Genomic DNA, 17,896 nt, shown 5'->3' with positions numbered 1-17,896 from the left:
TGTGACTGATATTGAAAAGAACTCGTTGAACTTACTCGAGTTCAGCCATCAGTTTAACCAGATGCTCAACTGCTTTCTGCTCGTCTTCGCCTTCTGCGGAAAGGGTAACAACGGTGCCCTGAGTCAGGCCCAGAGTCTGCAGTTTAAACAGGCTTTTTGCGCTGGCGCTTTTGCCGTTGGAAGTCACAGTAATTTCAGAAGTAAAGCCTTTTGCTTCTTTAACAAACTGAGCAGCAGGGCGAGTATGCAGACCGTTCGGAGCGGTAATGGTAACTTCTTGCTGGAACATTATATTTCCCCAACTTATAGGTTTAGTGTTGTGGAACTAAAGTCTAGCCTGGCGGTTCAACTTTAGCCTGTATTGTTAGCGTCGGCGTAAACAGGACGCGACACAAAAGGAGTTCGGTGCAATCCGTTGCTGGCAACTTCTTGCCGCTGACGTTTCGTTCGTCATTAAACATTATGCCGCGAAAGGAAGAGTTGAACCAAATCATAAAATCGATTCAGCTAGCGCTTTTCCTGTAACGATTAATTTCGCGCATCAAAATAATTAGTTTGGTTAAATACCAGTTCCGGCAGGCTGAATCAATGCCAGGTGGGTTGAAACTTTGAAGCAGGCCACAAAAAAGCACCCAAAAGGGTGCTTTTTTACGCGTTTTTAACATGCTGGCATTACTGTTGCAGTTCTTTCTCAGTAAAGAGATCGGCAAACAGTGCAGTGCTCAGATAACGCTCACCCGATGACGGTAGAATAACCACTATATTCTTATTGGTAAAGGCTTCATCTTCCTGGAGCTTAAGTGCAGCAGCAACCGCAGCACCCGAAGAGATACCTGCCAGAATACCTTCTTCTTCCATCAGGCGGCGCGCTGTAGAGATGGCTTCTTCATTAGTGATCGCCACGACTTTATCGATTAGCTTCAGGTCAAGGTTACCCGGAATGAAGCCTGCGCCAATACCCTGAATTTTGTGCGGACCAGGTTTAAGTTCTTCACCTGCCAGTGCCTGGGCGATAACTGGAGAATCTGTAGGTTCAACAGCAACGGTGATGAGGTCCGTTTTGCCCTTGGTCCCTTTAATGTAGCGTGTTACCCCGGTCAATGTACCGCCGGTACCCACGCCAGAGATAAACACATCAACCTGACCATCGGTGTCTTCCCAGATTTCCGGGCCGGTGGTTTTTTCATGGATTTCCGGGTTTGCCGGGTTGCTGAACTGCTGAAGCAACAGGAATTTTTCCGGATCGCTGGCGACAATTTCTTCCGCTTTCTGAATGGCGCCTTTCATACCTTTTGCGCCTTCGGTCAGTACCAGGTTCGCACCCAGTGCTTTCAGCAACTTACGACGCTCAATGCTCATGGTTTCCGGCATCGTCAGAGTCAGTTTGTAACCGCGAGCGGCGGCGACATAGGCCAGCGCAATCCCGGTATTACCACTGGTTGGTTCGACCAGCTCAACGCCCGGTTTCAGTACCCCACGTTTTTCGGCATCCCAAATCATATTGGCACCGATACGGCATTTGACACTAAAGCTTGGGTTACGTGATTCCACCTTCGCCAGAATGCGTCCGTTACCGATACGGTTCAGTCGAACCAGCGGCGTATGACCGATAGTCAGCGAGTTGTCTTCAAAAATCTTACTCATGGCCTGTCCTTAACTGTATGAAATTGGGATACCGCTTCAGCATACCTGTTGAAAAAGTATGGGGAAGTAAGGAATTCGCATATCTATATGCTGATGAGAAATAATGCGTTCCAGTATGGAATAAGAGTGGATCTAAGCCACTCGTGTTTTACACATATTTGCATTATTTCCATAACGCGTGTTTATCACGATAGCAATCTACCCACATCGCCGTGGCTCCACAAACCGCGACTGGCATGATCACCAGATTCAGTACCGGGATCAGTGTGAACAGACTGGTCAGCGCGCCAAACTGCATATTAGTGACTTTGCGCGTGCGCAGGGCGGTGCGCATCTCTTTGAAAGGAACTTTGTGGTTATCAAAAGGATAGTCGCAGTACTGAATAGCCAGCATCCACGCGCTGAACAAAAACCACAGCACCGGCGCGACAGTCTGACCAATCCCGGGAATGAAATAGAGAAGCAGAAGCACAACGGCGCGCGGAAGATACCATGCCAGCTTTTGCCATTCGCGTTTCATAATGCGCGGCACATCTTTCATTATGCCGAGCACCCCGGTGTCTGGCGGGGTTGCGCCGGTCAGGCGCGCTTCCAGTTGTTCTGCCAGCAATCCATTAAAGGGGGCGGCGATCCAGTTAGCAATCGTGGAGAAAAAGTAGCCAAATACCAACAGTACGGAAATGGTCACAATAGGCCAGAGTAAATAACTGAGCCACTGTAGCCACTGCGGGACATGGCTCATCAGTGCGGGGATCCAGCTATCCAGTTGCGTAAATAACCACCAGAATGCTCCCCCCATCAGCAGAATATTCACCAGCAAAGGCAGGAGAACAAAACGACGGATCCCCGGTTGGGTGATGAGTTTCCATCCCTGAGAAAAGTAATAAAAACCGCTGCGTGATATAACTGCAGATGATGAAACCATAGTCAGGACGTACTCCGTATTATATAAACCCTGGGTAAACTTTACCTATCTTACTCGGTTGTTGAGCGTAGACCAGTTCGGAAATGTTCGAAAAAACAGCAAAAAGCACGATTTTGTTCATCTTTATGCTGTGAAAGTTGAGAGCGCACTTGCACTTGGCGTAATCGACAAATACTCTTAGTAAGTAAATGTTTGCCGTGGTGGCAAGGTGTTAGAACAACAGAGAATATAATGATGCAGGATTTGCGTCTGATATTAATCATTGTTGGCGCGATCGCCATAATCGCTTTACTGGTACATGGTTTCTGGACTAGCCGTAAAGAGCGGTCTTCTATATTCCGCGATCGCCCACTTAAACGCATGAAGTCTAAACGTGACGATGAGGATTCGTTCGACGATAACGTCGAGGAAGACGAAGGTGTGGGCGAAGTTCGCGTTCATCGTGTGAATCATGCTCCCGGCAACGCTCAGGAACATGGGGTTCCTCCTCAGTCGCCGCAACACCAGTACCAGCCGCCTTATGCGTCTGCTCAGCCGCGTCAACCCGCGCAGCAGCCCGCTGAAGCGCCGGTGCCGCCGCCGCATGTTCAGCATCCGCCGCAGCCTGTACAACAGCAACAGCCTGTACAACACCAGCCGGTTCAGCCTCAGCCAGTGGCCCCGCAGGTTCAGCAACCCGTGCAGCAAGCCCCGCAACCTGCACCGCAGACCTTCCAGCCTGTGGAGCCAGCCGTGGAGCATCAACCGCAGCCTGAACCCGTTGTTGAAAAAGAGCCTGTTGCTGAAAAACCGCAGCGTAAAGAAGCGGTCATCATTATGAACGTCGCGGCTCATCATGGCAGCGAGCTTAATGGTGAAGTGCTGCTCAACAGCATTCAGCAGGCCGGCTTCAAGTTTGGCGATATGAATATTTTCCATCGTCATCTGAGCCCGGACGGCAGCGGTCCGTCGCTGTTCAGCCTTGCGAATATGGTGAACCCCGGAACGTTTGATCCTGAGATGACCGGCGATTTTACCACCCCTGGCGTCACCATCTTTATGCAGGTGCCTTCTTATGGGGACGAGCTGCAAAACTTTAAGCTGATGTTGCAGTCCGCACAGCACATTGCTGATGAAGTCGGCGGTGTGGTGCTTGATGATCAGCGTCGAATGATGACGCCGCAGAAACTGCGCGAGTATCAGGACCGCATCCGCGAAGTTAAAGAATCACACGCCTGATCTTCTTCTGGCGTGACATCTCCTTTCTGAACCCCCGCCTGTCGGGGGTTTTTTATCATTGATGGTGCGATATGGAATCAATCGAACAACAACTGACAGAACTGCGAACCACGCTTCGCCATCATGAGTATCTTTACCATGTGATGGACGCGCCGGAAATTCCCGATGCGGAATATGACCGCTTGATGCGTGAACTGCGTGAACTGGAAGCGCAGCATCCGGAGCTGGTTACGCCCGACTCGCCAACTCAACGCGTAGGAGCAGCCCCGCTGGCGGCGTTTAGCCAGATACGCCATGAAGTCCCAATGCTGTCGCTGGATAACGTCTTTGATGAAGAGAGTTTTCTGGCCTTCAATAAACGCGTGCAGGACAGGCTGAAGAGTACCGACAAACTGACCTGGTGCTGCGAGCTGAAGCTGGACGGTCTGGCGGTAAGTATCTTGTATGAAAATGGTGTGCTGGTGAGTGCTGCGACACGCGGTGATGGTACGACTGGCGAAGATATTACCTCTAATGTGCGCACCATTCGCGCTATCCCGCTAAAATTGCGTGGCGAAAATATTCCAGCCCGTCTGGAAGTGCGTGGTGAGGTGTTCCTGCCACAGGCCGGGTTTGAAAAAATCAATGAAGAAGCGCGTCGTACTGGCAATAAAGTGTTTGCTAACCCGCGTAATGCGGCGGCGGGTTCGTTGCGCCAGCTTGATCCACGTATTACGGCGAAGCGACCACTTACTTTCTTCTGTTATGGCGTCGGCGTGCTTGAAGGAGGCGAACTGCCTGATACCCATCTGGGCCGCTTGTTGCAATTTAAAGCATGGGGGCTTCCGGTCAGCGACAGAGTGACGCTATGCGATTCACCAGAAGCTGTTCTGGCGTTCTACCACAAGGTGGAGGAGGACCGTCCGTCGCTTGGTTTTGACATTGACGGTGTGGTCATTAAGGTCAACTCAATGGCGCTGCAGGAGCAACTGGGCTTCGTTGCCCGCGCACCGCGCTGGGCTGTGGCGTTTAAATTCCCTGCGCAGGAACAGATGACCTTTGTGCGCGATGTCGAATTCCAGGTTGGACGTACCGGTGCGATTACGCCCGTTGCCCGTCTTGAGCCAGTACAGGTCGCCGGCGTGCTGGTCAGTAACGCCACACTACATAATGCCGATGAAATCGAGCGTCTTGGTTTGCGCATCGGTGACAAAGTAGTGATTCGCCGTGCAGGTGATGTGATCCCGCAGGTCGTGAACGTGGTACTTTCCGAGCGCCCGGAAGAGACGCGTGAAATAGAATTCCCTACCCAATGCCCGGTATGTGGATCTGACGTTGAGCGTGTTGAAGGTGAGGCTGTTACCCGCTGCACCGGTGGTTTAATTTGTGGTGCACAGCGTAAAGAATCTCTCAAACATTTTGTTTCGCGCCGGGCGCTGGATGTTGACGGCATGGGCGATAAAATTATCGACCAACTGGTTGAGAAAGAGTATGTCCATACGCCAGCTGATCTGTTCCAGTTAACTGCTGGTAAGCTGACCGGACTGGATCGTATGGGGCCAAAGTCGGCGCAAAATGTGGTGAATGCACTGGAGAAAGCGAAAGAAACGACGTTTGCCCGTTTCCTCTATGCGCTTGGTATTCGTGAGGTTGGTGAAGCGACTGCTGCGGGACTGGCTGCTTATTTCGGTACCCTGGATGCGCTGGAAGCAGCGTCCATTGACGAACTGCAAAAAGTACCGGATGTTGGCATCGTGGTGGCCACGCACGTGTTTAACTTCTTTGCGGAAGAGAGTAACCGCGAGGTCATTGGCCAACTGCTGGCACAAGGCATTCACTGGCCCGCTCCTGTTGTTATCAATGCAGAGGAGATAGACAGTCCCTTCGCCGGTAAGACGGTGGTGCTGACCGGAAGTCTGAGCCAGATGTCTCGTGATGATGCTAAAGCCAGACTGAGCGAACTCGGTGCGAAAGTTGCGGGAAGCGTATCGAAGAAAACCGACCTGGTGATTGCTGGCGAAGCGGCAGGATCGAAGCTGGCGAAGGCCCAGGAACTGGGCATTGCCGTGATTGATGAAGCCGAAATGATTCGTTTACTGGGTGCCTGAAATGGAAAAAGAGCAGCTGATTGACATCGCCAATACCGTGATGCCCTTTGGTAAATACAAAGGGCGGCGATTGATTGATGTGCCGGAAGAGTATCTGTTGTGGTTTGCCCGTAAGGATGAGTTTCCACCGGGCAAACTGGGTGAACTGATGCAAATCACGCTGCTGATTAAAACTGAGGGGCTGACGCAGTTGGTGCAGCCCCTGAAACGTCCGCTTTAAGCCTTTGCTGCGCGGCTTTCCCGCTGCGCCTGTAATTCGTCAGTTTGTCGTTTATAGCGACGCGCCAGCACGGCACACACCATGAGCTGAATTTGATGGAAGATCATCAACGGCAGCACCATCATTCCTATCACTGACGTCGGGAACAGGATATTCGCCATCGGGATCCCGTTCGCCAGGCTCTTTTTCGATCCGCAGAAAACAATGGTGATTTCATCGGCTTTGTTGAAGCCGCATTTACGCGCAACAAAGACGTTGATGCCAATCACAATTGCCAGCAATACGATGCTGACCACAACGATAAACAGCAGTGAGCCGACTCCAACTTTGTGCCAGATACCGTTAACGACCGCTTCGCTGAATGCAGAGTAAACCACCAGCAGAATGGAGGACTGGTCGGTTTTAGCGATCCATTTTTTATGGCGTGACACCCAGGCACCAATCCATGGACGCGAGAGATGTCCCAGTACGAAAGGTAACAGCAATTGCAGCATGATCTTACCAACTTGCTCCAGGCTGCCTTCTGCACCATGCATATTCATTACCAGGCCTACCAGTAACGGAGAGAGGAAAATACCCAACAGACTGGAGGCCGAGGCGGAGCAAACTGCGGCAGCTACGTTACCGCCTGCCAGCGATGTAAAGGCGATAGCCGACTGCACTGTGGCCGGCAAAATGCACAGATACAGGAAGCCTGTGTATAGCATCGGATCAACGTTGACCGGTGCCCACCAGGCGAACAAGACACCCAGCACAGGGAAGACCACAAAGGTGCTGCACATTACCCACAGATGTAAACGCCAGTGGCTACCGCCCGCAATAATGGCTTCACGCGAAAGCTTTGCTCCGTGCATAAAAAACAGCAGGGCAATAGCGGCGGTGGTTAGACCTTCAAAGAAGGGCACAAAACCGCCTTCGGCTGGAAAAAAGGATGCCAGTAAAACGACCGTAATAAGCGTCAGGGTGAACGGATCAAGGATACGAAAAAGTTTCATAAAAGCTCCTGGGATTCGGTATCAACATTTTGCGTTTTTCTGTTTGAGAAATAAAATTGATTTATTGCATCCATATATGAATTGAATAAATGAATTACTCACTACGTCAGCTACGCATCTTTGTCACCGTCGCTCAGGCTAAAAGCTTCAGTCGGGCGGGGGAAATTATTGGCTTAAGTCAGTCGGCGGTCAGCCACAGCGTTAAAGAGCTGGAAGGGCAGACAGGTGTCAGGCTATTGGATCGCACAACACGAGAGGTTGTGTTGACGGAAGCCGGGCAACAGCTGGCGGCACGACTGGAGCGCATCCTGGATGAGCTGCACAGCACGCTGCGCGAAGCCGGACGTATGGGGCAGCAGTTGAGTGGTAAAGTTCGGGTTGCCGCCAGCCAGACCATCTCTGCGCATTTAATTCCACAGTGCATTGCTGAAAGCCACCGGCGCTACCCTGATATCCAGTTTGTTCTGCACGATCGCCCACAGCAATGGGTGATGGAAAGCATTCGGCAGGGCGATGTTGATTTTGGGATCGTTATCGATCCTGGTGCGGCGAGCGATCTTCAGTGTGAGTCGATCCTCTCCGAGCCCTTCTTTCTCTTGTGTCATCGCGAACATCCATTTGCAGCGCAGGATTATGTGCCCTGGCAGGCGTTACAGGGCGCGAAGCTTGTATTACAGGATTATGCGTCCGGTAGCCGGCCATTGATTGATGCAGCGCTGGCCCATTTTTCCATAGATGCCAATATTGTGCAGGAGATTGGCCATCCGGCGACGCTCTTTCCGATGGTCGAAGCGGGGATTGGTATTAGTGTGTTGCCCGCGCTGGCGTTACCCTTGCCGCAGGGGAGTCATCTGCAGGTCAAACGTTTGACACCCGTGGTTGAACGACAGTTGATGCTGGCTCGACGCAAAAATCGGTCGTTATCGACCGCCGCTCAGGCTTTGTGGGACGTGGTACGTACACAGGCCAGTGAACTAACCGCGGGTCGAGTCCGCGATCCGCTCTATCAGATATAAACCTCACCTTATAAAAGGGCTGCTGTTGCTCGTGCTTGAGCGCTGTCTGCCATTTCTGGCGGGGAAATAATGTGAGTTCGCACCGATTTAGCCCACGTTATCAATACAGATTTGCTATCGATAGTCGGGGAAAAGTGTATTGGTAATCGATTGCGTAGTCTCGCTATAACATCACAGCACCCTACGATATTTTCGATTACTCAGTTTTAAGGATATCCCATGAACGCCTCACTTTTTTCACAGAATCCCTGGTATAGCGCCGATATCATTCGTGGTTACAAACCTGATTTCACGCCGCGCGTGGCTTTTATCCTCGGTTCTGGCCTTGGCGCGCTGGCAGATCAAATTGAGGACGCGGTGGCGATCTCTTACGAGAAGCTGCCGGGATTCCCGGTTAGTACCGTACATGGCCATGCTGGTGAGCTGGTGCTGGGGAATCTGGCGGGGATTCCCGTTGCGTGTATGAAAGGGCGCGGGCACTTCTACGAAGGTCGCGGCATGACGGTGATGACCGATGCCATTCGCACTCTGAAACTGCTTGGTTGCGAACTGTTGTTTTGCACTAATGCCGCAGGTTCTCTGCGTCCCGAAGTAGGACCAGGTAGTCTGGTTGCGCTTAGCGATCACATCAATACTATGCCGGGTACGCCAATGGTTGGGCTTAACGATGAGCGTTTTGGAGAGCGCTTCTTCTCGCTGGCGAATGCATATGACGCAGACTATCGTGCAATCCTGCAAACCGTCGCGACAGAAGAGGGTTTCCCGCTTAGTGAAGGCGTATTTGTTTCCTATCCGGGACCAAACTTTGAAACAGCAGCAGAAATTCGCATGATGCAAATCATTGGAGGTCATGTCGTCGGGATGTCAGTCGTGCCCGAAGTTATCACTGCGCGTCACTGTGGCCTGAAAGTGGTTGCGGTTGCAGCCATTACGAATCTGGCTGAAGGACTGGGGGATGTGAAATTATCTCACGCGCAGACACTGGCTGCCGCTGAGCTATCCCGGCAGAACTTCATCAATCTGATCTGCGGTTTCTTACGCAAACTGGCCTGAATAAATAATAAAAATGACCCCGCTTGCGGGGTCTTACTTTGAGTGGCAAGGAACGGAAATATGGGTATCGCATCTCGCTTAAAGCTCATGTCGTTTTTGCAATACTTCATCTGGGGAAGCTGGCTGGTGACCCTGGGTTCTTACATGATTAACACCCTGGATTTCACTGGGGCTAATGTCGGTATGGTCTACAGTTCGAAAGGGTTGGCTGCGATTATTATGCCAGGCATTATGGGGATTATCGCTGATAAATGGCTTCGTGCAGAACGTGCCTACATGCTTTGCCATCTGGTTTGCGCAGGTGTGTTGTTATACGCGACAACCGTGACTGACCCTGAGACCATGTTCTGGGTTATGTTAGCTAACGCGATGGCTTATATGCCGACGATTGCGTTATCGAACAGCGTTTCATACTCCTGCCTTGCACAGTCAGGTCAGGATCCAGTAACCGCTTTCCCGCCGATTCGCGTATTTGGCACTATTGGTTTTATTGTTGCCATGTGGACAGTAAGTTTGATGGGCCTGGAACTCAGTAGTGCGCAACTGTATATCGCGGCTGGTGCATCGTTGTTGCTGGCAATGTACGCTTTTACGTTACCGAAAATTCCTGTTGCAGAGAAGAAAACCGCCACGACGCTCGCCAGTAAATTGGGGCTGGATGCTTTCGTCCTGTTTAAAAATCCGCGAATGGCGATTTTCTTTTTGTTTGCGATGATGCTTGGCGCTGTGCTGCAAATCACTAATGTTTTTGGCAATCCATTCCTTCATGATTTTGCTCGTAGCCCCGAGTTTGCTGACAGCTTTGTCGTTAAGTATCCGTCTATTTTGCTTTCGGTTTCACAGATGGCGGAAGTGGGGTTTATCCTCACCATCCCGTACTTCCTGAAACGCTTTGGCATTAAAACGGTGATGTTGATGAGTATGCTGGCGTGGACGCTGCGCTTTGGTTTCTTTGCTTTTGGCGATCCGTCACCGTTTGGTTTTGTTCTACTGCTGCTGTCGATGATCGTGTACGGTTGTGCGTTCGATTTCTTCAACATCTCAGGATCTGTGTTCGTTGAGCAGGAGGTGAGTTCCAATATTCGTGCCAGTGCGCAGGGCCTGTTTATGACCATGGTGAATGGTGTTGGGGCGTGGGTTGGCTCAATCCTGAGCGGTATGGCAGTGGATTATTTCTCTGTTGATGGTATCAAGGATTGGCAGACTATCTGGCTGGTATTTGCTGCTTATTCTCTGCTATTAGCTGTTATCTTTGCGTTGTTCTTCCGCTATAAACATCAGCCGGAAAAACCAGTGCAGAAATCGCTGGCACATTGACCATCATAACGGCAGGCGCTCATGCCTGCCGTTTCATGTTCTGCGATGCAATGTGGTAACTTTGCGCATTATCCTTCGCTTCAGGAGCGCATTACACATGGAACGCACGCACCGTATCGATCTGAAGTTACTGCGTTATTTTCTTGCTGTCGCAGAAGAACTGCATTTTGGACGTGCTGCTGCTCGCCTGAATATGTCACAACCTCCGCTCAGTACTCATATTAAAGAGCTGGAACAGCAACTTGGTACGCTTTTATTTATCCGCCATTCCCGGAGTGTGGCGTTAACCCATGCCGGAAAAATTTTGATGGAAGAGTCACGCCGTCTGTTATCCAGTGCGAATCAGGCGCTGGCAAGAGTTGAACAGATTGGTCGTGGCGAGGCAGGGCGGATCGAGCTCGGCGTTATTGGCACCGCAATGTGGGGAAAAATGCGTCCGGTGATGCGGTGTTTTTTGAAGGATAACCCTAACGTCGAAGTACTGTTTCGTGAAAACATGCCTGCAGTGCAAATGACCATGCTGGAGCGGCGTGAACTGGATGCGGGTGTTTGGCGGATGGCAACTGAGCCTTCTCCCGGATTTACCAGCCTGCGTTTGCATGAGTCTTCTTTTCTGGTGGCTATGCCGGAAGAGCATCCACTTACTGCTTATGATGCAGTACCGCTGGAAGCGCTGCGTAACGAATATTTTGTCACTATGCCTTCAGTTCATACTGACTGGGCATTTCTGCAACGTGTTTGCCAGAGCGCTGGATTCTCTCCGATGATAATTCGTGAAGTGCGGGAACCGCAAACGGTGCTGGCGATGATTAGCATGGGAATTGGTATTACGTTAATTGCAGATAGCTACGCTCAGATGAACTGGCCGGGTGTTGTATTTCGGGCGTTAGAAGAACGTATTCCGGCAGATTTGTATATTGTGTATGACCAACAACAAGCGACGCCTGCGCTGGAGAAACTGGTGGGGGCACTGACGATGTGATATTTCTGCCGGATGGTAGTACGAATGTCTTATCCGGCTTAAAACATATCATTTTGTAGGGATGACTCGCTTCGCTCACCCTCCGGGCCGTCGCCGAAAACGGCTCCGTTGTCTCACTACGTGAGACCCGAACCTGCTGCAGGTTCGAATCTTATAAATCGCAGATAGCAAAAAGGCGCCTTTAGGGCGCCTTTTTACATTGGTGGGGCGTGCAGGATTCGAACCTGCGACCAATTGATTAAAAGTCAACTGCTCTACCAACTGAGCTAACGCCCCGAAGTGGTGGGTGATGACGGGATCGAACCGCCGACCCCCTCCTTGTAAGGGAGGTGCTCTCCCAGCTGAGCTAATCACCCACTTCGGTACTTCATTTTGTTGTAAGAAATCCAGCTGGCGAGAAAGTGGTGGGTGATGACGGGATCGAACCGCCGACCCCCTCCTTGTAAGGGAGGTGCTCTCCCAGCTGAGCTAATCACCCACTTCTCAATTTCTTACATTACACGGCGGAGACTACATAAAGTAGTTGGTGGGTGATGACGGGTTCGAACCGCCGACCCCCTCCTTGTAAGGGAGGTGCTCTCCCAGCTGAGCTAATCACCCCCGCTGTGTGGAGTCGCATTATAGGGAGAGTTGAAAATGAGTCAACGCATTTTCAAAAGAAATTGTTCGTTCGTCGTAAATTTAAACAAAACGATCGCAAAACAGGCCATGCGGCATGATTTGTATACGAAAATGGTAAAGCGTGATGTTCCAACCTGATCAACATTGAGGAATCAGACCACGGTGATAGAATACCACCCTGATAATCTTCCCAGGTTTGCCGGTTGTCGGCATCTTTATAAACGTAAGGCCATTTCATGAAAATCAAAACTCGCTTCGCGCCAAGCCCGACAGGTTACCTGCACGTCGGCGGTGCGCGTACTGCTCTTTATTCCTGGCTTTTTGCACGTAACCATGGCGGTGAGTTTGTGCTGCGTATTGAAGACACCGATCTCGAACGCTCCACACCGGAAGCTATCGAAGCCATTATGGATGGCATGAACTGGCTGAACCTTGAGTGGGATGAAGGTCCGTACTTCCAGACCAAACGTTTTGATCGCTACAACGCAGTTATCGATGAGATGCTGGAAGCGGGTACAGCCTATAAATGCTACTGCTCCAGAGAGCGTCTGGAGCAACTGCGTGAAGAGCAGATGGCGAAAGGTGAAAAGCCGCGTTACGACGGTCGCTGCCGTCATGGTCACGAACATCATGCGGACGATGAGCCTTGCGTGGTACGTTTTGCTAACCCGCAGGACGGTTCCGTTATTTTTGACGACCAGATCCGTGGGCCGATCGAATTCAGTAACCAGGAGCTGGACGATCTGATCATTCGCCGTACCGACGGTTCTCCGACTTATAACTTCTGTGTTGTGGTCGATGACTGGGATATGGAAATCACCCACGTTATTCGTGGTGAAGACCATATCAACAACACCCCGCGTCAGATCAACATCCTGAAAGCGCTGAACGCGCCAGTGCCGGTTTATGCACACGTTTCGATGATCAACGGCGACGACGGTAAAAAGCTCTCCAAACGTCACGGAGCAGTCAGCGTAATGCAGTATCGCGATGATGGCTACCTGCCGGAAGCGCTGCTGAACTACCTGGTGCGTCTGGGCTGGTCCAGCGGCGATCAGGAAATCTTTACCCGCGAAGAGATGATCAAGCTGTTCTCCCTTGGTGCGGTGAGCAAGTCTGCGAGTGCATTCAACACTGAGAAACTGCAGTGGCTGAACCATCACTATATTAACGCCCTGGCTCCGGAATATGTGGCAACGCATCTGCAATGGCACATTGAGCAGGAAAATATCGACACTCGCGTTGGTCCGCAACTTTCCGAACTGGTGAAACTGCTGGGTGAGCGTTGCAAAACACTGAAAGAGATGGCGCAGAGCTGCCGCTATTTCTACGAAGACTTTGCCGAGTTCGATGCTGATGCGGCGAAGAAACACCTGCGTCCGGTTGCACGTCAGCCACTGGAAGTGGTTCGCGACAAGCTGGCTGAAATTAGCGAATGGACGGCTGAAAATGTCCACCACGCGATTCAGGCAACCGCTGATGAGCTGGAAGTGGGTATGGGTAAAGTGGGTATGCCACTGCGCGTTGCAGTAACCGGCGCAGGCCAGTCTCCGGCGTTAGACGTAACAGTGCATGCGATTGGAAAATCTCGCAGCATTGAACGTATTAACAAAGCCCTGGCGTTTATTGCTGAGCGTGAAAGTCAGCAGTAAGGCGGGTTGATACATAGAAAAACGGCAGGAAAATATCCTGCCGTTTTTTTTGTGCTTATTCCGATTCATCAATGCCGAGACGGGCGAGAAAACTGCGGATACCTTCACGTGAAAGAAAAAGCGCCAGCTTTTCTTGTTCCGTCGGGGTCATGTTTTCTACTGCACCAATTATCTGGCGAAATGCAGGGCTGCGAGTAACGTGTGTGTATTCCGCAATAGGTTCTTCTGCCTGATAAAACTCAGGGACTTTGCGAAATGCAGGAATATTGAGAAGAAATTCTCGCACACTGCCATCAATATGAATAAGCCTTGCGCGGCCACCCTTCACGCCGGGAAACTTTTCGGTTTTCCAGTTTTGTTCTCTGATCCAGCGATTGACGGTTTGTTTGGCGACCCCGAGACATTCAGCCAGCTCTTCGGTGGTCATTTTGCTGCGTAATTTTTTCATATTATTTACTGTCGCGGATCCCTAAGCGTTGTAATAAACCCGTAATGCCTTCACGCAGGATCAGTGACGTAAACATTTTCTGTTCTGATGGCGTCATTTCTTTAGCCAGCCTTATCAGCAGCGCTTCGATAGAGGAGTCACCTGATAAAGATAAATTATCTGATAAGCCTTCAGCTGAACGCTCGGCACTGCGGATGTATTCACGAACTTGTTCGGTAACGTGAACCAGACGGGCTTTACCGCCCTGAACGCCTGGTTTGGGTGATGTAGCCCAGCCTTCCTTGCGCACCCATTTATTGATGGTTTGTCGGCTGTAACCGGTCAGATTAGCAAGTTCTTCTGGCGTCATCCGTTCCTTGAACATAACGATTCCCTGAATAGTCGTGGGGTTAATTAGTGGTTCATTTTATAGCACCATTTTAGTCGAAACCGTGACGCGTTTAACTACTGAATGCGAGTTGTTGCGCAATGTTCTTCATTTGACTGCTTTTTCAGCGATTGAATTCTGTGAATTGATTTTGCCGTTGACACATGCGAAGGGAATTCATATGATGCCGCCCGTCAACTCGACAAGCTTTACGTGACGGGGCTATAGCTCAGCTGGGAGAGCGCTTGCATGGCATGCAAGAGGTCAGCGGTTCGATCCCGCTTAGCTCCACCAAATTTAATCCCAATAAATTTGGTACGTAAAAGCATCGTGGGGCTATAGCTCAGCTGGGAGAGCGCCTGCATGGCATGCAGGAGGTCAGCGGTTCGATCCCGCTTAGCTCCACCAAAATTGAAGCCCTCGCTGAAAAGCGGGGGTTTTTTGTTTCTACTTCCAGCCCGATTTCTCTTTTTTCCATTCAGATTGCTGAGTAACAGGCATAAAAAAGCCGGGGAGAATCTCCCCGGCTTTGTCACTGCGTGGCTGTTTACAGCACCAGTGCTGCGATGGAAGCGGACAGTACGCTCACCAGCGTGGAGCCGTATACCAGTTTCAGACCAAAGCGGGAGACCACGTTGCCTTGCTCTTCGTTCAGGCCTTTGATTGCGCCTGCGATAATACCGATTGAAGAGAAGTTAGCGAAGGATACCAGGAACACAGAGAGGATGCCTTCAGCGCGCGGAGAGAGCGTTGAAGCGATTTTCTGCAGGTCCATCATCGCAACGAATTCGTTAGAAACCAGTTTAGTCGCCATGATACTACCTACCTGCAGTGCTTCGCTGGACGGAACACCCATTACCCATGCGATAGGGTAGAAGATGTAGCCCAGGATACCCTGGAAGGAGATGCTGTAGCCAAACCAACCGGTAACGGTGGCGAACAGGGCGTTCAGAGCTGCAATCAGCGCGATGAAACCAATCAGCATTGCTGCAACGATAATCGCCACTTTGAAGCCCGCCAGAATGTATTCCCCCAGCATTTCGAAGAAGCTCTGCCCTTCGTGCAGGTTGGACATCTGGATATCTTCTTCACTGGCATCAACACGGTAAGGGTTGATCAGCGACAGTACGATAAAGGTGCTGAACATGTTCAGAACCAGCGCCGCAACGACGTATTTCGGTTCCAGCATGGTCATGTACGCGCCCACGATAGACATGGAAACGGTAGACATCGCCGTTGCAGCCATGGTGTACATGCGGTTGCGTGACATTTTGCCCAGGATATCTTTATAGGCAATAAAGTTTTCAGACTGACCCAGGATCAGGGAGCTGACGGCGTTGAAGGATTCCAGCTTGCCCATACCGTTCACTTTGGATAACAGGAAACCAATAGCGCGGATGATAACTGGCAGAACACGGATATGCTGCAAAATACCGATCAAGGCGGAAATGAAGACGATCGGGCAAAGCACTTTCAGGAAGAAGAATGCCAGACCTTTGTCGTTCATATTGCCAAAGACAAAGTTTGTCCCTTCATTAGCGAATCCGAGCAGTTTTTCAAACATTTCGGAGAAGCCTCTCACGAAGCCCAAGCCGACATCAGAGTTCAGGAAGAACCATGCCAGTAACACTTCGATAACAAGCAATTGAATAACATAACGAATGCGGATTTTTTTACGGTCACTGCTTGCCAGCAGTGCGAGTACCGCAACGACGGCAAGGGCCAGGACAAAATGAAGAACGCGGTCCATATTTGCTCCAAATATGAGGCAGGTTTAGTTTCCGTGCACATTCTATGTAACAACACCAAAGAAAACGAGATCAAACACACACTATAATAAGGACCTGTGACGAGATTCAAAATTAGTGATCCGCGATACACTTCCGTTATGTTTAGTATGGAAGTGAAAAGTTATGTCATTGTGCTAATCTCATAACAATAATTAAACATCTCGCCGGTATTTCCAGATTTCTTATCAACCCATAGACCAACGCTATCAGAGAAATCAATTCAACCCATCAAAATGAATTTGATAATCATTCTCAATAAGCGTAGCTTAAAACATAGCAAAGGCTATGTTTCTGAGGCACTAAAATGACGAACGATCGCGTTGAGAGTAGCAGTGGACGGGCAGCGCGCAAGTTGAAGCTCGCATTAATGGGACCTGCGTTCATCGCGGCTATCGGGTATATCGACCCGGGTAACTTTGCTACGAATATCCAGGCAGGTGCCAGCTTTGGCTATAAACTGCTGTGGGTCGTTGTCTGGGCAAACCTGATGGCAATGTTGATTCAGGTGCTATCAGCTAAGCTGGGCATTGCCACTGGCAAAAATCTGGCGGAGCAAATTCGCGATCATTATCCGCGCCCCGTGGTCTGGTTCTACTGGGTGCAGGCTGAAATTATCGCCATGGCGACAGACCTGGCCGAATTTATTGGGGCTGCAATTGGCTTCAAGCTGATCCTTGGTGTTTCTCTGTTGCAGGGGGCTGTGCTTACTGGGATTGCGACTTTTTTGATCCTGATGCTGCAACGTCGTGGGCAAAAGCCGCTGGAGAAAGTGATTGGCGGATTATTATTGTTCGTTGCTGCGGCTTACATTGTAGAACTGGTTTTTTCTCAGCCGAACCTGGCACAGCTGAGTAAGGGAATGATTATCCCCAGCCTGCCCAATTCTGAAGCGGTATTTCTGGCGGCCGGTGTGCTCGGCGCCACCATTATGCCGCACGTTATTTATCTGCACTCATCCTTAACCCAGCATCTGCATGGTGGGACACGCCAGCAGCGATACACGGCAACCAAATGGGATGTGGCTATCGCCATGACAATTGCCGGATTTGTGAATCTGGCGATGATGGCGACGGCGGCAGCGGCATTTCACTTTAGCGGGCATACCGGTATTGCTGACCTCGATCAGGCCTACCTGACCCTTGAACCGTTGTTGAGCCACGCTGCGGCGACGGTCTTTGGTTTGAGTCTGGTGGCTGCTGGGCTTTCCTCTACGGTTGTCGGAACACTGGCGGGACAAGTTGTGATGCAAGGGTTTATTCGCTTTCACATTCCGCTTTGGGTACGCCGCACCGTCACCATGATGCCGTCGTTTATCGTTATCCTGATGGGACTTGATCCTACCCGTATTCTGGTGATGAGCCAGGTATTGCTCAGTTTTGGGATTGCACTGGCTCTGGTGCCGCTGCTGATATTTACCAGCGACAGTAAACTGATGGGCGATTTGGTTAACAGCCGTTGGGTAAAACAGGTTGGCTGGGTGATTGTGCTGCTGGTTGTGGCACTGAATATCTGGCTGCTGATAGGGACCGCGATCGGATTGTAGCGGTTATCATTTCCTGCG

Annotated in this window: 17 protein-coding genes and 6 tRNA genes; 12 read left to right on the top strand and 11 right to left on the bottom strand. The window is 50.7% G+C overall.

The annotated features are described in order from the left end of the window. Positions 1-31: 31 nt before the first annotated feature. The 3 genes from ptsH to cysZ all read right to left on the bottom strand — a co-directional run bounded on the left by ptsH (position 32) and on the right by cysZ (position 2,569). Complete coding sequence (gene ptsH / locus OH663_RS14155) at positions 32-289, bottom strand: phosphocarrier protein Hpr (RefSeq protein ID WP_002913505.1); 258 nt, start codon at positions 287-289, stop codon at positions 32-34. Positions 290-672: 383 nt separating this feature from the next. Continuing rightward, positions 673-1,644, bottom strand: coding sequence for a cysteine synthase A (cysK, locus tag OH663_RS14150; RefSeq protein ID WP_045445901.1), 972 nt, complete (start codon positions 1,642-1,644; stop codon positions 673-675). A gap of 163 nt (positions 1,645-1,807) precedes the next feature. Then, positions 1,808-2,569 (bottom strand): sulfate transporter CysZ, encoded by a 762-nt coding sequence (gene cysZ / locus OH663_RS14145; protein WP_045445898.1) that lies wholly within the window; start codon positions 2,567-2,569, stop codon positions 1,808-1,810. A 231-nt stretch (positions 2,570-2,800) separates the two neighbouring features. Between cysZ and zipA the strand changes: the two genes are divergently transcribed. From zipA to OH663_RS14130, 3 genes are all read left to right on the top strand, one after another. Further along, positions 2,801-3,787, top strand: a complete 987-nt coding sequence (gene zipA / locus OH663_RS14140) for a cell division protein ZipA (protein WP_045445895.1) — start codon at positions 2,801-2,803, stop codon at positions 3,785-3,787. Positions 3,788-3,858: 71 nt separating this feature from the next. Further along, a complete protein-coding gene (gene ligA / locus OH663_RS14135; protein ID WP_048220859.1) occupies positions 3,859-5,874 on the top strand; it encodes an NAD-dependent DNA ligase LigA in 2,016 nt (671 codons plus the stop codon). A 1-nt stretch (position 5,875) separates the two neighbouring features. Beyond that, positions 5,876-6,094, top strand: coding sequence for a DUF3820 family protein (locus OH663_RS14130; protein ID WP_045445890.1), 219 nt, complete (start codon positions 5,876-5,878; stop codon positions 6,092-6,094). Here the strand turns inward: OH663_RS14130 and OH663_RS14125 are convergent. Then, positions 6,091-7,089, bottom strand: coding sequence for a bile acid:sodium symporter family protein (locus tag OH663_RS14125; RefSeq protein WP_045445888.1), 999 nt, complete (start codon positions 7,087-7,089; stop codon positions 6,091-6,093). The two genes, OH663_RS14130 and OH663_RS14125, sit on opposite strands and share 4 nt — an antisense overlap. Before the next feature lie 89 nt (positions 7,090-7,178). Here OH663_RS14125 and OH663_RS14120 point away from each other — a divergent pair, with 89 nt between their 5' ends. From OH663_RS14120 to OH663_RS14105, 4 genes are all read left to right on the top strand, one after another. Continuing rightward, positions 7,179-8,105, top strand: a complete 927-nt coding sequence (locus tag OH663_RS14120) for a LysR family transcriptional regulator (RefSeq protein ID WP_045445885.1) — start codon at positions 7,179-7,181, stop codon at positions 8,103-8,105. Positions 8,106-8,324: 219 nt separating this feature from the next. Then, positions 8,325-9,158 (top strand): xanthosine phosphorylase, encoded by an 834-nt coding sequence (xapA, locus tag OH663_RS14115; RefSeq protein WP_045445882.1) that lies wholly within the window; start codon positions 8,325-8,327, stop codon positions 9,156-9,158. Positions 9,159-9,218: 60 nt separating this feature from the next. Further along, on the top strand, positions 9,219-10,475 hold the full coding sequence (locus OH663_RS14110) for a nucleoside permease (RefSeq protein ID WP_200010273.1): 1,257 nt from the start codon (positions 9,219-9,221) through the stop codon (positions 10,473-10,475). A gap of 97 nt (positions 10,476-10,572) precedes the next feature. After that, entirely contained in the window at positions 10,573-11,457 is an 885-nt protein-coding gene (locus tag OH663_RS14105; RefSeq protein WP_200010271.1) for a LysR family transcriptional regulator, read from the top strand. A 200-nt stretch (positions 11,458-11,657) separates the two neighbouring features. Here the strand turns inward: OH663_RS14105 and OH663_RS14100 are convergent. The 4 genes from OH663_RS14100 to OH663_RS14085 all read right to left on the bottom strand — a co-directional run bounded on the left by OH663_RS14100 (position 11,658) and on the right by OH663_RS14085 (position 12,057). Next, positions 11,658-11,733: transfer RNA gene (locus OH663_RS14100), tRNA-Lys, on the bottom strand. Between the two features lie 4 nt (positions 11,734-11,737). Continuing rightward, positions 11,738-11,813 (bottom strand) — tRNA-Val (locus OH663_RS14095). Positions 11,814-11,859: 46 nt separating this feature from the next. Further along, positions 11,860-11,935: transfer RNA gene (locus tag OH663_RS14090), tRNA-Val, on the bottom strand. Positions 11,936-11,981: 46 nt separating this feature from the next. Beyond that, positions 11,982-12,057, bottom strand: a tRNA-Val gene (locus tag OH663_RS14085). A gap of 257 nt (positions 12,058-12,314) precedes the next feature. On the opposite strand from OH663_RS14085, the gene gltX reads away from it, so the two are divergent. Beyond that, the gene (gene gltX, locus OH663_RS14080; RefSeq protein WP_045445872.1) at positions 12,315-13,730 is read left to right on the top strand and encodes a glutamate--tRNA ligase; all 1,416 of its coding nucleotides are present in this window, start codon (positions 12,315-12,317) and stop codon (positions 13,728-13,730) included. 55 nt (positions 13,731-13,785) lie between these two features. Here the strand turns inward: gltX and OH663_RS14075 are convergent, their stop codons facing one another. Then, a complete protein-coding gene (locus OH663_RS14075) occupies positions 13,786-14,178 on the bottom strand; it encodes a MerR family transcriptional regulator (RefSeq protein ID WP_200010269.1) in 393 nt (130 codons plus the stop codon). A 1-nt stretch (position 14,179) separates the two neighbouring features. Then, positions 14,180-14,542 (bottom strand): YfeC-like transcriptional regulator, encoded by a 363-nt coding sequence (locus OH663_RS14070; protein ID WP_048220862.1) that lies wholly within the window; start codon positions 14,540-14,542, stop codon positions 14,180-14,182. Positions 14,543-14,763: 221 nt separating this feature from the next. On the opposite strand from OH663_RS14070, the gene OH663_RS14065 reads away from it, so the two are divergent. Continuing rightward, a tRNA-Ala gene (locus OH663_RS14065) sits at positions 14,764-14,839 on the top strand. Positions 14,840-14,877: 38 nt separating this feature from the next. Then, positions 14,878-14,953, top strand: a tRNA-Ala gene (locus OH663_RS14060). A gap of 139 nt (positions 14,954-15,092) precedes the next feature. On the opposite strand, the gene nupC is transcribed toward OH663_RS14060, so the two are convergent. Next, positions 15,093-16,295, bottom strand: coding sequence for a nucleoside permease NupC (gene nupC / locus OH663_RS14055; RefSeq protein ID WP_045445864.1), 1,203 nt, complete (start codon positions 16,293-16,295; stop codon positions 15,093-15,095). Positions 16,296-16,568: 273 nt separating this feature from the next. On the opposite strand from nupC, the gene OH663_RS26095 reads away from it, so the two are divergent. Both OH663_RS26095 and OH663_RS14050 read left to right on the top strand, forming a co-directional pair. After that, positions 16,569-16,643, top strand: a complete 75-nt coding sequence (locus OH663_RS26095; protein ID WP_420808581.1) for a hypothetical protein — start codon at positions 16,569-16,571, stop codon at positions 16,641-16,643. After that, positions 16,640-17,878, top strand: a complete 1,239-nt coding sequence (locus OH663_RS14050) for an Nramp family divalent metal transporter (RefSeq protein ID WP_045445861.1) — start codon at positions 16,640-16,642, stop codon at positions 17,876-17,878. The genes OH663_RS26095 and OH663_RS14050 overlap by 4 nt, the downstream gene beginning before the upstream one ends. Positions 17,879-17,896 lie beyond the last annotated feature (18 nt).

The organism is Citrobacter sp. Marseille-Q5395 (assembly GCF_947057495.1).
GTDB classification, from domain to species: Bacteria; Pseudomonadota; Gammaproteobacteria; order Enterobacterales; family Enterobacteriaceae; genus Citrobacter; species Citrobacter murliniae.
The sequence above is the reverse complement of the archived record's forward strand: the minus strand, read 5'-3'. Positions and strand labels throughout refer to the sequence as shown.

What these genes read in the sequence shown, in the direction of transcription:
- ptsH (WP_002913505.1), bottom strand. Translation starts at nt 289, where the DNA reads ATGTTCCAGCAAGAAGTTACCATTACCGCTCCGAACGGTCTGCATACT.
- cysK (WP_045445901.1), bottom strand. Translation starts at nt 1,644, where the DNA reads ATGAGTAAGATTTTTGAAGACAACTCGCTGACTATCGGTCATACGCCG.
- cysZ (WP_045445898.1), bottom strand. Translation starts at nt 2,569, where the DNA reads ATGGTTTCATCATCTGCAGTTATATCACGCAGCGGTTTTTATTACTTT.
- zipA (WP_045445895.1), top strand. Translation starts at nt 2,801, where the DNA reads ATGATGCAGGATTTGCGTCTGATATTAATCATTGTTGGCGCGATCGCC.
- ligA (WP_048220859.1), top strand. Translation starts at nt 3,859, where the DNA reads ATGGAATCAATCGAACAACAACTGACAGAACTGCGAACCACGCTTCGC.
- OH663_RS14130 (WP_045445890.1), top strand. Translation starts at nt 5,876, where the DNA reads ATGGAAAAAGAGCAGCTGATTGACATCGCCAATACCGTGATGCCCTTT.
- OH663_RS14125 (WP_045445888.1), bottom strand. Translation starts at nt 7,089, where the DNA reads ATGAAACTTTTTCGTATCCTTGATCCGTTCACCCTGACGCTTATTACG.
- OH663_RS14120 (WP_045445885.1), top strand. Translation starts at nt 7,179, where the DNA reads ATGAATTACTCACTACGTCAGCTACGCATCTTTGTCACCGTCGCTCAG.
- xapA (WP_045445882.1), top strand. Translation starts at nt 8,325, where the DNA reads ATGAACGCCTCACTTTTTTCACAGAATCCCTGGTATAGCGCCGATATC.
- OH663_RS14110 (WP_200010273.1), top strand. Translation starts at nt 9,219, where the DNA reads ATGGGTATCGCATCTCGCTTAAAGCTCATGTCGTTTTTGCAATACTTC.
- OH663_RS14105 (WP_200010271.1), top strand. Translation starts at nt 10,573, where the DNA reads ATGGAACGCACGCACCGTATCGATCTGAAGTTACTGCGTTATTTTCTT.
- gltX (WP_045445872.1), top strand. Translation starts at nt 12,315, where the DNA reads ATGAAAATCAAAACTCGCTTCGCGCCAAGCCCGACAGGTTACCTGCAC.
- OH663_RS14075 (WP_200010269.1), bottom strand. Translation starts at nt 14,178, where the DNA reads ATGAAAAAATTACGCAGCAAAATGACCACCGAAGAGCTGGCTGAATGT.
- OH663_RS14070 (WP_048220862.1), bottom strand. Translation starts at nt 14,542, where the DNA reads ATGTTCAAGGAACGGATGACGCCAGAAGAACTTGCTAATCTGACCGGT.
- nupC (WP_045445864.1), bottom strand. Translation starts at nt 16,295, where the DNA reads ATGGACCGCGTTCTTCATTTTGTCCTGGCCCTTGCCGTCGTTGCGGTA.
- OH663_RS14050 (WP_045445861.1), top strand. Translation starts at nt 16,640, where the DNA reads ATGACGAACGATCGCGTTGAGAGTAGCAGTGGACGGGCAGCGCGCAAG.